12 protein-coding genes are annotated in these 11338 nt (G+C 70.9%); 8 read left to right on the forward strand and 4 right to left on the reverse strand.

All coding sequences use genetic code 11. The features are described 5' to 3' along the window. The first annotated feature begins 35 nt into the window (after positions 1 to 35). Both AB0C16_RS19980 and AB0C16_RS19985 read left to right on the forward strand, forming a co-directional pair. Positions 36 to 956 (forward strand): ribonuclease Z, encoded by a 921-nt coding sequence (locus AB0C16_RS19980; RefSeq protein WP_357684898.1) that lies wholly within the window; start codon positions 36 to 38, stop codon positions 954 to 956. A 273-nt stretch (positions 957 to 1229) separates the two neighbouring features. Next, positions 1230 to 1487, forward strand: a complete 258-nt coding sequence (locus tag AB0C16_RS19985; protein ID WP_357684900.1) for a hypothetical protein — start codon at positions 1230 to 1232, stop codon at positions 1485 to 1487. 100 nt (positions 1488 to 1587) lie between these two features. Here the strand turns inward: AB0C16_RS19985 and AB0C16_RS19990 are convergent, their stop codons facing one another. From AB0C16_RS19990 to AB0C16_RS20000, 3 genes are all read right to left on the reverse strand, one after another. Further along, positions 1588 to 2259 carry a hypothetical protein gene (locus AB0C16_RS19990; RefSeq protein WP_357684902.1) on the reverse strand — a complete coding sequence of 224 codons (672 nt, stop codon included), beginning with the start codon at positions 2257 to 2259 and terminating at the stop codon, positions 1588 to 1590. A 15-nt stretch (positions 2260 to 2274) separates the two neighbouring features. Beyond that, complete coding sequence (locus tag AB0C16_RS19995) at positions 2275 to 3015, reverse strand: isocitrate lyase/phosphoenolpyruvate mutase family protein (RefSeq protein WP_357684904.1); 741 nt, start codon at positions 3013 to 3015, stop codon at positions 2275 to 2277. 122 nt (positions 3016 to 3137) lie between these two features. Continuing rightward, positions 3138 to 3665 (reverse strand): hypothetical protein, encoded by a 528-nt coding sequence (locus AB0C16_RS20000; protein ID WP_357684906.1) that lies wholly within the window; start codon positions 3663 to 3665, stop codon positions 3138 to 3140. A gap of 347 nt (positions 3666 to 4012) precedes the next feature. Between AB0C16_RS20000 and AB0C16_RS20005 the strand changes: the two genes are divergently transcribed. Then, complete coding sequence (locus AB0C16_RS20005) at positions 4013 to 4537, forward strand: hypothetical protein (RefSeq protein ID WP_357684908.1); 525 nt, start codon at positions 4013 to 4015, stop codon at positions 4535 to 4537. 18 nt (positions 4538 to 4555) lie between these two features. On the opposite strand, the gene miaB is transcribed toward AB0C16_RS20005, so the two are convergent. Further along, the gene (gene miaB, locus AB0C16_RS20010) at positions 4556 to 6046 is read right to left on the reverse strand and encodes a tRNA (N6-isopentenyl adenosine(37)-C2)-methylthiotransferase MiaB (protein ID WP_357684910.1); all 1491 of its coding nucleotides are present in this window, start codon (positions 6044 to 6046) and stop codon (positions 4556 to 4558) included. A 136-nt stretch (positions 6047 to 6182) separates the two neighbouring features. On the opposite strand from miaB, the gene AB0C16_RS20015 reads away from it, so the two are divergent. The 5 genes from AB0C16_RS20015 (at position 6183) to AB0C16_RS20035 (ending at position 11338) form a co-directional block, all read left to right on the forward strand. Then, positions 6183 to 6938: an amino acid ABC transporter ATP-binding protein gene (locus AB0C16_RS20015; protein ID WP_357684912.1), complete on the forward strand. Its 756-nt coding sequence runs from the start codon at positions 6183 to 6185 to the stop codon at positions 6936 to 6938. An 18-nt stretch (positions 6939 to 6956) separates the two neighbouring features. After that, entirely contained in the window at positions 6957 to 7817 is an 861-nt protein-coding gene (locus AB0C16_RS20020; RefSeq protein ID WP_357684914.1) for a glutamate ABC transporter substrate-binding protein, read from the forward strand. A gap of 58 nt (positions 7818 to 7875) precedes the next feature. Continuing rightward, on the forward strand, positions 7876 to 8544 hold the full coding sequence (locus AB0C16_RS20025; protein ID WP_357684916.1) for an amino acid ABC transporter permease: 669 nt from the start codon (positions 7876 to 7878) through the stop codon (positions 8542 to 8544). Then, complete coding sequence (locus AB0C16_RS20030) at positions 8541 to 9434, forward strand: amino acid ABC transporter permease (RefSeq protein ID WP_357684918.1); 894 nt, start codon at positions 8541 to 8543, stop codon at positions 9432 to 9434. Before AB0C16_RS20025 ends, AB0C16_RS20030 begins: the two co-directional genes overlap by 4 nt. A 71-nt stretch (positions 9435 to 9505) precedes the next feature. Then, positions 9506 to 11338, forward strand: a complete 1833-nt coding sequence (locus AB0C16_RS20035) for a prolyl oligopeptidase family serine peptidase (RefSeq protein ID WP_357684920.1) — start codon at positions 9506 to 9508, stop codon at positions 11336 to 11338.

Genomic DNA, 11338 nt, shown 5'->3' on the forward strand with positions numbered 1-11338 from the left:
GGCGAAGTCCACGCCGAACGTCTAGCATCGCGCTCGTGTCATCTCGCGAACTCGTGGTGCTGGGCACGGCCAGCGCCGTCCCGACCCGGCACCGCAACCACAACGGCTACCTGCTGCGCTGGGACGGCCAGGGGTTCCTGTTCGACCCGGGCGAGGGCACCCAGCGGCAGATGGCACACGCCGGGGTCAGCGCCAACGACGTGCACTGGCTGTGCCTGACCCACTTCCACGGCGACCACTGCCTCGGCGTGCCCGGCGTCATCCAGCGCATCGCCCGCGACAAGGTGCGCCACCCCGTCCGGGCCGTCTTCCCGGCCTCCGGTCAGACCTACTGGCGCCGCCTGCGCCACGCCGCCGTCTTCGCCGACACCACCGTCATCACCGAACACCCCCTGACCGGCGACCAGGCCGCCATCGGCCCCCTGACCGCCCGCCGCCTGTCACATCCCGTCGAGTCCTACGGCTACCGCCTCCAGGAGCCCACCGGCCGCCGCATGCTCCCCGACCGCCTCGCCGCCCACGGCATCCACGGCCCCGAGGTCGGCGAGCTGCAGCGCACCGGCTCCGTCCGCGGCGTCACCCTCGCCCAGTGCAGCGTCCCCCGCCCCGGTCAGAGCGCCGCCTTCATCATGGACACCCGCCTCTGCGACGCCGTCTTCGAGCTCGCCGCCGGCACCGACCTGCTGGTCATCGAGTCCACCTTCCTGTCCGCCGAGGCCGCCCTGGCCAAGGAGTACGGCCACCTCACCGCCCACCAGGCCGGTCTCGTCGCCGCCGAGGCGCGCACCCGTCACCTCGTCCTCACCCATTTCTCCGAACGCTACGGTTACGCCGACGAGCCCGCCTTCCTCGACGAGGTCCGCCAGAGCTACGACGGCCCGGTCACCCTCGCCCGCGACCTGATGACCATCCCCGTCCCCAAGCGCCCACGCCACATCACGGCCCAGGAACGCTAACTTCAGCAATTCATCGGAAATTTCGCCTCTATGCGGAAGGCGGTGGATTTTGATCATTACCGTGATCGCCGCGCGGTGATCGGCCGGGGAGAGTCTCCGGCGCTGGTGCCGCAGGGAGTCTCACGTGCGAAAGATCACTGCATTGGCACTCGCCGTAGTCGCCACCGTCGCGGGTGCCGGCACCGCCGCCGCCGAACCCCAGCCATCCCGCTGAACCCGGACGGCTCCGCGGGGACGCCGACCACGCTGGTCGCCGACGCGCACAAGGCCGGGTTGAAGATCGGGGTGTACACCTTCCGCAGCGAGAACCAGTACCTGCCGCTCGGGCTGCGGCGCGGAGCGGTGCCAACCGATCACGGTGACGCGCTGGCTGAGTACCGAGCGCACCTCGACCTCGGGGTGGACGCCTTCGCAACCGACTACCCGGACGCCGCCGTGCTGGCGAGGAGCGACCGTGACCGTCCGCGCGGGCCCGGCCTGGTGCAGCCGTCTCCCATGGAGAACGGAGTGGCTGAGGAAGGCCGCGACTAGTGCTCCAGTGACACTTTGCGCTCTTCCTGGTTGAGGTCGACGAGGTCCGTGGTCCCGCTCGTTGTGACGACGCTCTCCCTCCCGGCGCGGTACCAGTCCTTCAGCGCCAGAGGCCCACGAAGTAGCCGACGCCGTAGGGGGCGAGGTCGGCCAGCAGGCTTCCCTCGAAGTCATCCGTGCCGGCCGCCCCCGCCAGCACCTGGAGCGCGGCCCGCCCGGCCACCCACAGCCGGTCGGCCTTCGCGGGGTCGAGGTGGGCGAGCGCGGCCGCGTCCGCGTCGGCGATGGCGCGGGCGATCACCTCGTTGTACGGCTGCGCCGCCGGATCGTAGTAGCCGGGCGCCTTCTCGGTGAGGCGGGCGGACCCGTCGGCCATGACCAGCAGGGCGACCCTGCCCTCCCGGACGAGTGCCTCGCCCAGGGCCAGGCAGTCGCCGGGGGCGGCGTCGAAGGCCACCGCCTGGAAGCCGTCGACGTCGTGGGCGTCCAGCAGCCAGCCGCCGATGGTGAGCGACAGCGGCAGGACCGGGTCGCCGTGGCCCACCGTGACGTCGACGCCCCAGGGGCGCAGCGTGCCCGCGGCTCCGCCGTCGTATCGAGCGGTGGTGTCGGCGCCGCCCACCACGACGAGCAGGTCGGGGCCGGCGGCGCGGAGCGCGGCGACCGCGGCGCGACAGGCCGAACGCAGCTCGTCCAGCTCGGACGCGGCGGCGCCGGCCAGGTCGGGCACGATCAACGGCGGGTGCGGGCAGACGGCCGCGGCGGCAAGCACAAGGCCAGGGTATGCCTACGCGTACGGATCGCGTCCCTCGGCGACGGCCTGGAACAGGGTGCGCGCGTGGGCGTGCGCGGCCGCGTGCAGCCCGTGCCCGAAGCTGATCCTCGCCACTCCCAGCTCGGCCAGCCGGGCGAGCGAGGGTGTCCCCGGCCTGAACAGCACGTTGACCGGACCCTCGACCTCGGTGACGAGCCTTTCGATCTCCTTCTCGTCGCCGAGCCCGATCGGGTAAATGCAGTCGGCCCCCGCCTCCAGGTAGCGTCGCGCCCGCTCGACGGCCGCCTGACGGGTGCGGTCACCGCGAAGGTAGGTGTCCACCCGGGCGTTGATCACCAGGTCCGGCCCGGCGGCGGCCCGTACGGCGGCCAGGAACCCGGCCTGTTCCTCGACGTCGACCAGATCACCGGTGGCCCGGTCGGTGTCCTCCAGGTTGCAGCCCACGGCTCCCGTGGCGGTCAGCCGTTCCACCAGGTCGGCGGGCGGGAGCCGGTAGCCGCGCTCCACGTCGGCGGTGACGGGCACGTCGACGGCCCGGGCGATGCGGGCGATCGCGGCCATCATCTCGGCGGGAGGCGTCGCCTCGCCGTCGTCGTATCCGAGCACCTCGGCGACCGCGGCGCTGCCGGTGGCGACCACGGGGAAACCCGCCTCCACGACGGCGCGGGCGGACGCCGCGTCCCAGACGTTCGGCAGGATCAGCGGCTTTCCCGGCACATGGAGGTCACGCAGCACCGCGGCTCTGTCAGTCATACCCGGACCCTATGAAGGAAGTGGCCTTCACCGTAGGTCCAGTAAGGGGGGAAACCAACGAGCCACTTCGGGTCGGCGCAGAGCCGAGTCCGCGTCACATCAGGTCGTGCGGCGCCGCGCGGTCAGCAGCCGCTCTTGGCGCACTGACCGCTGACCAGGCCGCCGGGGCCGTCGGCGGGGTTGTCGGCCGGCTCGTCCTCGGCCGGCGCGGTGGGCGAGGACGTGGGCTTCTTGCCGGTGCCGACGTTGGTCGAGCGTTTGGTGCCGGTGCCCGCCGAGCCCTGGTCGGCGGGCTCGTCGACCGTGTTCGCATCAGTGCGGGTGCCCGAGTCGCCGCCCGTGTCGCCGCCCGTGTCGGTGCCGGCGTCGGAGGCGGTGCCGTCCTGCGGGACGTCGGTGGTGGCGTCGCCCGTGGCGTCGTCCTCCTTCGCCTGGCCCTCGCCGTCGGACTGGGCCGGCGCGGGCTGGACGGGCTGGCCGACCTGGGCGGGGTCGTTGCCGGCCAGGCCGTAGCCGATGCCGCCGGCGGCGAGGAGGGCCACGAGCGCCGAGGCGGCGATGACGAGGGTTCTGTTCTTTCTGGGAGACCTGGGCTCGTCGCCCGGCCCGGTGAGGATTTCCTGGCGATCCGGCTCGGTCGGATCCTGCATGGGTGACAACTCCCTGCGGTCGTATCGGGAAAGCTCTCCGGCTTCCGCGGGTGTTGGACCACACTAGCCGCAGCAGTGGAATGCTCGCACACCAATCACAAAGGAATCACGACTTGTCCCCCCTTGGATCCATTCGCCCAGGTAGTCGGGGCCGCCTGGCGCCCGCGGCGGGCGTGGCCGGAGTGCTCGCCATCGCCGGCCTCGGCATATTCCTCGCCTTCACCGGAGCCTCCAGGGCGGCCCCGAAAAAGGCGTCGATAAACGATCAGGAAGCCGTGCTTTCCGGCGGATCGAGCATTCCTTCACCGACACCGCAGGCGATATATCCGGCGCCGTCGCCCGCCGCCGTGACTCCCGGCGAGCACCCAGGACACGCTGGGCAGGCTGGGCAGGCGGGTCGCCCCGCCGAGCTCCGCACCGTCTCGCCCGGCGGTCACCCGGCGCCGGTCACCCGCTGGCTCGAGGTCCTCCCCCCACCCGGGGCCACCGCCGTCAGGGCCCTGCCGCCGGAGGACGCCGCCGCCACGGCCCTCCCTCCCGCCCACGCCGGCGACGCGGCCGTCCCTCCGGCCGGCGGTGGCGACGCGACTCCGGTGGCAGCGGAGCGGGGCCCTGCCGGGCCACTCGCACCCGCTCCCACGCCGCCACGCCCCGCCGCCACCCAGCCGGCTCCCACGGTCGCCACGCCGTCGGCGCTCCCCAGAGTGACTCCGCCCGCACGTCCGGCCGCCACGCAGCCTCCCGTCACGGCCAGGCGCACACCGTCGCCGGAGCCGCCCGCGCCACCGGCACGAGGCGCGGACCCGTGCTCCACCTTCGACGACTTCCGCCGCCCGTACTGCTACCAACTGCTCGACGGCCTCCGCCGCTGACCAAGCGCCGGCGCGGGCTCAGTGGGCGGCGCAGCCGCCGGACGCCGGCACGGGGTCGGGGCGGCCGATGGACGGCATGCCCAGGAGCACACCGGAGTCCTTGGCCGGAGCCCCCTGGCGGATCTCCCAGGCGTCGCCGGCCCGGGTGCGGCGCAGCGCGCGGACGGCGCCGTCGGCCACCAGGTGGTGTGGCGCGGCGTAGGTGACCTCGACCGTCACCATGTCACCGGGCCGCGGCGTCTCGTCGCCGACGGCGAAGTGCACCAGCCGGTTGTCGGGGGCGCGGCCCGACAACCGCCGGGTGGCGTCGTCCTTGCGGCCCTCACCCTCGGCGACGAGCACCTCCAGCGTGCGCCCCACCTGCTTCTTGTTCTCCTCCCAGGAGATCTCCTCCTGGAGGGCGACCAGGCGTTCGTAGCGTTCCTGGACGACCGCCTTGGGGATCTGGTCGTCCATCGTCGCCGCGGGGGTGCCCGGGCGGATGGAGTATTGGAAGGTGAAGGCGTTGGCGAAGCGGCTCTGCCGTACGACGTCGAGGGTGGCCTGGAAGTCGTCCTCGGTCTCGCCGGGGAAGCCGACGATGATGTCGGTGGAGATCGCCGCGTCGGGCATGGCCGCACGGACCCGCTCGATGATGCCGAGGTAGCGTTCGGCCCGGTAGGAGCGCCGCATCGCCTTGAGCACGCGGTCGGAGCCCGACTGCAGCGGCATGTGCAGCTGGTGCATCACGTTGGGCGTCTCGGCCATCGCGGCGATCACGTCGTCGGTGAAGGCGGCCGGGTGCGGCGAGGTGAAGCGGACCCGCTCCAGCCCCTCGACCGAGCCGCAGGCGCGCAGCAGCTTGCCGAACGCCAGCCGGTCGCCGAACTCGACGCCGTAGGTGTTGACGTTCTGGCCGAGCAGGGTGACCTCCAGGACCCCCTGGCCGACCAGCGTGCTGACCTCGGCGAGGACGTCGCCGGGCCGCCGGTCCTTCTCCTTGCCCCGCAGCGAGGGCACGATGCAGAACGTGCACGTGTTGTTGCACCCGACCGAGACGGCCACCCAGGCGGCGTAGGCGGACTCGCGCTTGGTGGGCAGCGTCGAGGGGAAGACCTCGAGCGACTCCTTCAGCTCGACCTGCGCCTCGCCCTCGATGCGGGCCCGCTCCAGCAGCACCGGCAGCGAGCCGATGTTGTGGGTGCCGAAGACCACGTCGACCCAGGGCGCCTTGCGGACGATCTCGCCCTGGTCCTTCTGCGCCAGGCAGCCGCCCACGGCGATCTGCATGCGGGGGTTGCTCATCTTGGCGGGCCGGAGGTGGCCGAGGTTGCCGTAGAGGCGGTTGTCGGCGTTCTCGCGCACCGCGCAGGTGTTGAAGACGACCACGTCGGCGCTCTCACCGTCGGCCGCGCGCACGTAACCGGCGTCCTCAAGCAATCCTGACAGCCGCTCGGAATCGTGGACGTTCATCTGGCACCCGTATGTGCGCACTTCGTAGGTGCGGGCGCTCTCCTGGGTCACAGTCATGGCACGTTCAAGGGTAGTCGCTGTCTGCCTTGCGGCAGCCGCTAGCATATAAAACAGCAGCTCGGTGGCATGATGTGATCGGATCGGTACCGCTCGGTTAGTGACCAGCGTCCTAAGGCCCCCTAGGTTTTGACCCATGACGGAGAACGGGGACGTCACTCCACTGGTCCAGTTGGAGAACGTCAACAAGCACTTCGGGGCCCTCCACGTTCTGAAGGACATCAACCTGACGGTCTCCCGTGGCGAGGTCCTTGTCGTCATCGGTCCTTCGGGCGGCGGGAAGTCCACGCTGTGCCGGGCGATCAACCGGTTGGAGACCATCGACGGCGGCACGATCACCTTCGACGGCGAGGTGCTGCCCGAGGAGGGCAAGGCGCTGGCCAGGCTGCGCTCCGACGTCGGCATGGTGTTCCAGTCGTTCAACCTCTTCGCGCACAAGACCATCCGCGAGAACGTCACTCTGGGGCCGGTCAAGGTGCGCCGGGTCGCCAAGAAGGCGGCCGACGCGCGGGCCATGGAGCTGCTCGAGCGGGTCGGCATCTCGGCGCAGGCCGACAAGTACCCTGCTCAGCTCTCGGGCGGCCAGCAACAGCGGGTCGCGATCGCCCGGGCGCTGGCCATGGACCCCAAGATGATCCTGTTCGACGAGCCGACCTCCGCGCTGGACCCCGAGATGGTGCAGGAGGTGCTCGACGTCATGGTCGGGCTGGCACGTGACGGAATGACCATGATGGTCGTCACCCACGAGATGGGCTTCGCCCGCCGGGCCGCCAACCGGGTGGTCTTCATGGCCGAGGGACAGATCGTGGAGGAGAACACCCCCGACGAGTTTTTCACCAACGCGCAGACCGACCGAGCGCGTGACTTTCTCTCGAAGATCCTCACGCACTGACTATTGAGGTAGGTACACATGCACATGCGTCGAACGGGAGCGGTGCTCTCCATCGCGGCCCTGGCTGTCGGCCTGGCCGCGTGCGGCGGTGGTGACGAAAGCTATTCCACCGTGGTCGACAAGGTCCAAGGGGCCAACAAGATCGTGGTCGGCACCAAGTGGGACCAGCCGAGCCTGGGCCTGAAGAAGGGCTCCGAGCCCGAGGGCTTCGACGTCGACGTGGCCAAGGCCCTGGTCAAGGAGCTGGCCGGCGGCAAGGACGTGGAGATCGAGTGGAAGGAGTCGGCCTCGTCCAACCGTGAGCCGTTCCTCGCCAACGGCACGGTCGACATGGTCGTCGCCACCTACTCCATCACCGAGGAGCGCAAGGGCAAGGTCACCTTCGGCGGGCCGTACGTCATCGCCCACCAGGACGTGATGGTCCGCAAGGACGACACCTCGATCAACACCCCGCAGGACCTGAAGGGGAAGAAGATCTGCAAGGCCGCCGGGTCCAACTCCTACAAGCGGATCACCGACCCGCCGCCCGACGGTGAGCTCGACCTCGACGCCACCACGGTCGACGCCGCCAACTACTCCGAGTGCGTGCAGAAGCTGACCGGCAGCAACCTCGACGCCGTCACCACCGACGACCTGATCCTGGCGGGCTTCGCCAAGCAGGCCGGCGGCAACTTCAAGGTCCTGGGCCAGGGCTTCACCGACGAGAAGTACGGCATCGGCCTGAAGAAGGGCGACACCAAGACCTGTGAGGCCGTCAACACCGCGGTGAAGAAGCTGTGGGACGACGGCACCATGAAGCAGCTGCTGGACAAGTGGTTCGGCGGCATCGACGGACTGAAGGTGTCGGAGGCCGCACCGCCGGCTGAGGGATGCGCCTAGTCACACCAGAGGCGGCGGCCGGTCACCCGGCCGCCGCCCTTCTCTGTGGTGGAGCACGATGGACGAACTGATCAAGTACGCACCCGCCCTCGCGCAGGGTTTCCTGGAGAACGTCAAGCTCTCCCTCGTGGCCGGGGTCGTCTCCCTCGTCCTCGGCACGATCCTGGTGTCGATGCGGGTCTCCCCGACGCCGGTGCTGCGCGCGGCGGGCACCATCTACGTCAACGTGGTGCGCAACACCCCGCTGACCCTGGTCCTGGCCTTCTCCGCGCTCGGTCTGAGCGACCAGCTCGGCCTGGTCTTCTCCGACGTGCCGAGGACCAACTCGTTCTGGCTCGTCGCGCTGGGCCTGGCGGTCTACACCTCGGCCTTCGTGTGCGAGGCGCTGCGCGCCGGCATCAACACGGTGCCGCTGGGGCAGGCGGAGGCGTCCCGGGCGATCGGGCTGACCTTCTTCCAGTCACTGACGCTGATCATCCTGCCGCAGGCGTTTCGCGCGGTCATCGCACCACTCGGCAGCGTGATGATCGCGATGATCAAGAACACCACGGTGGCCACCGCCGGCGGCTACCTCGCCGACGCCGCGGCCGTGATGAAGGAGACCTTCGACACCACCGGCGCCTCAATTCCGATCTTCCTCGGACTCGTCGTGGCCTTCATGGCCCTCACCCTGCCGATCGGCTACTACACCGGCTGGCTGGCCCGACGCCTGGCGGTGGTCCGATGAGCGCCTCTGTCCTGTTCGACGCCCCCGGACCGCGTACGAGGGTGCGCAACCACCTCCTCACGCTGGTCAGCGTCGTGGCGGTCGGGGCGGCCCTGTACGGGGTCTACCGGGGTTTCGACGCCAAGGGCCAGTGGGAAGGCAAGATCTGGCAGCCGTTCCTTGAGGCCGAGACCTGGGAGTTCTACATCATCCCCGGCCTCATCGGCACGCTGAAGGCCGCCGCGGTGGCCGCGGTGCTCGCCCTGGCCTTCGGCGCGATCTTCGGCCTGTCCAGGCTCTCCGACCACGCCTGGATCCGGGTCCCCGCGGGCCTGGTGGTCGAGGTCTTCCGGGCCATCCCGCTGCTGCTGCTGATCTTCTTCATCTTCTACCTCGCGCCGACCCTGTTCGGCGGCGGCGACTACGCCTTCGCCGCGGTGGTGCTCGGCCTGACGCTTTACAACGGCTCGGTGCTGGCCGAGGTGGTCAGAGCGGGCGTGAACGCCGTCGCCAAGGGCCAGTCCGAGGCGGCCTACGCGGTGGGCATGCGCAAGAACCAGGTGATGCGGCTGGTGCTGCTGCCGCAGGCGGTCACGGCGATGATGCCGGCGATCATCAGCCAGCTGGTGGTCCTGCTCAAGGACACCGCGCTCGGCTACATCATCGCCTACGTCGACCTGCTCAACACCGGCTTCAAGATCCTGCCGGCCGCCTTCTTCGGCTCGCTGATCCCCGCGGCCATCGTCATCGGCGTCATCTACGTGACGCTCAACCTGGCGCTGAGCTACCTGGCGAGCTGGCTGGAGAAGCGCAGCCGCCGCAGCCGCAGGTCCGCGGCCAGGCCGATCGCGCCGCCCGGCGCGGTCGGGCTGGACCACTCGGCCAGCGGGAGCGCCTCGGGGCTCAGCTGACGTCGCGGGGTGGTCGCCGGAAGAAGGGTGACCGCCCCGCACGCCCGCCGATCTTCCGGCAGGATTCAGCTATGCCCTTCTGGCCCTCCCCCATCTCCACCACCGACGTCGCCCGTTCCGGACTCCGCCTGGGCTGGCCCGAAGCGCACGACGGCCAGGTGTGGTGGGTGGAGGACCGCCCCGACGAGGGCGGCCGCACCACGATCATGCGTCGCGCCGCCGACGGCACCCACCAGGAGCTGCTGCGCGCGCCGTGGAGCGCCCGCACCCGGGTCCACGAGTACGGCGGCCGCCCCTACGCGGTGACCCCCGAGGGTGGCGTGGTCTTCGCCAACCTCGCCGACCAGCGCCTCTATCTGCTCGGCGACGAGCCCATCGCGATCACCCCGGTCGGCGACGGCTCCCGCTACGCCGACCTGCTCGTACGCGACGGCCAGGTGTGGTGCGTGCGCGAACGCCACCACGACGACGGCAAGATCGCCCGGTCCGTCGTCTCCTTCCCGCTCACGGGCGGTGAGGCCCGGGAGTGGGCCACGGGCGCCGACTTCTACGCCTGCCCCGCCCTCTCCCCCGACGGCCGGCATCTGGCCTACATCTGCTGGAACCATCCCCGTATGCCGTGGAACGGCACCGAGCTGCGCGTCACCCGCCTCGCCGACGGCGCCTCGTGGACGGTCCAGGGCGGTGCGTCGGAGTCCGTCCTGGCGCCGCAGTGGAAGGACGACGGGCACCTCTACCTGATCTCCGACCGATCCGGCTGGTGGAACCTCTACCAGATCGGCATCCACGGCACCTCGTCCCGGGCGCTCTGCCCGGCCGAGGAGGAGTTCGCCTGGCCACCATGGCACCTGGGCGGCCTGCCGTACACCATGCTCGGCGACGGGCGGCTCGCGGTGCTGCACGGGCGCGGTGACCTGCGGCTGGGCCTGCTCGACCCCGGCACGGGGCAGCTCACCGACCTCGACGTGCCCTACGCCGGGTGGGAGCCGGCGCTGGCCGCCGACGGCATGAGGCTGGTCGGGGCCGGCTACGGTCCGGCGGTGGCCACGTCGATCGTCCGGGTCGACACCATGACGGGCCGGGCCGAAGGGCTCAAGCGCGACATCGAGGAGCTGCCGGACACCGCCTACCTGCCCTCGCCGCGGTCGGTGGAGGTGACCGGCCGGTTCGGGCGGCACGTGCACGCCTTCCTCTACCCGCCGTCCAACCCGGCCATCGACTCGCCGGAGGCTCCCCCTTACGTGATATTCGCCCACAGCGGGCCGACAGCCCACGCGAACACCGCGCTCGACCTGGAGAAGGCGTTGCTCACGTCGCGCGGCATCGGTGTGCTGGACGTCGACTACGGCGGTTCGACCGGTCACGGCCGGGCCTACCGCGAGCGGCTGAAGGGCCTGTGGGGCGTCGTCGACGTGGAGGACATGGTCGCGGCGGCCGAGTGGCTGGCCGCCGAAGGGCTGGCCGATCCGGCGCGCATCGCCGTGCGCGGCGCCAGCGCCGGAGGCTGGACGGTGATGGCGGCCTGCTGCCGCTCCGGCGCGTTCGCCGGAGGCGTGTCCTACTACGGTGTCAGCGCGCTGGGCCCGCTCAATGCCCACACCCACGACTTCGAGTCGCGCTACGTGGAGTGGCTCGTCGGCCCCGAAGACCTCCAGGTCTACGCCGCGCGCGAGCCACTCACCCTGGTCGACGGGGTGTCCTGCCCGATGCTGCTGTTGCAGGGGCTCGACGATCCGATCGTGCCGCCCGGGCAGTCGGCCGCGTTCGCCGAGGCGCTGTCGGAGCGCGGCGTCCCCTGCACCTATCTCGCGTTCGAGGGTGAGGGGCACGGGTTTCGCCGCACCGAGACGCGAGCCGCCGCCCTGGCCGCGGAGCTGGCCTTCTACCAGCAGTTGTTCGGCTGA

Source organism: Nonomuraea sp. NPDC048916 (assembly GCF_040649575.1).
GTDB lineage: Bacteria > Actinomycetota > Actinomycetes > Streptosporangiales > Streptosporangiaceae > Nonomuraea.

Excerpts from the sequence above, each read along its gene's own strand:
- AB0C16_RS19995 (WP_357684904.1), bottom strand. The coding sequence starts at position 3,015 with ATGACTGACAGAGCCGCGGTGCTGCGTGACCTCCATGTGCCGGGAAAG.
- AB0C16_RS20000 (WP_357684906.1), bottom strand. The coding sequence starts at position 3,665 with ATGCAGGATCCGACCGAGCCGGATCGCCAGGAAATCCTCACCGGGCCG.
- miaB (WP_357684910.1), bottom strand. The coding sequence starts at position 6,046 with ATGACTGTGACCCAGGAGAGCGCCCGCACCTACGAAGTGCGCACATAC.
- AB0C16_RS20015 (WP_357684912.1), top strand. The coding sequence starts at position 6,183 with ATGACGGAGAACGGGGACGTCACTCCACTGGTCCAGTTGGAGAACGTC.
- AB0C16_RS20020 (WP_357684914.1), top strand. The coding sequence starts at position 6,957 with ATGCACATGCGTCGAACGGGAGCGGTGCTCTCCATCGCGGCCCTGGCT.
- AB0C16_RS20025 (WP_357684916.1), top strand. The coding sequence starts at position 7,876 with ATGGACGAACTGATCAAGTACGCACCCGCCCTCGCGCAGGGTTTCCTG.
- AB0C16_RS20030 (WP_357684918.1), top strand. The coding sequence starts at position 8,541 with ATGAGCGCCTCTGTCCTGTTCGACGCCCCCGGACCGCGTACGAGGGTG.
- AB0C16_RS20035 (WP_357684920.1), top strand. The coding sequence starts at position 9,506 with ATGCCCTTCTGGCCCTCCCCCATCTCCACCACCGACGTCGCCCGTTCC.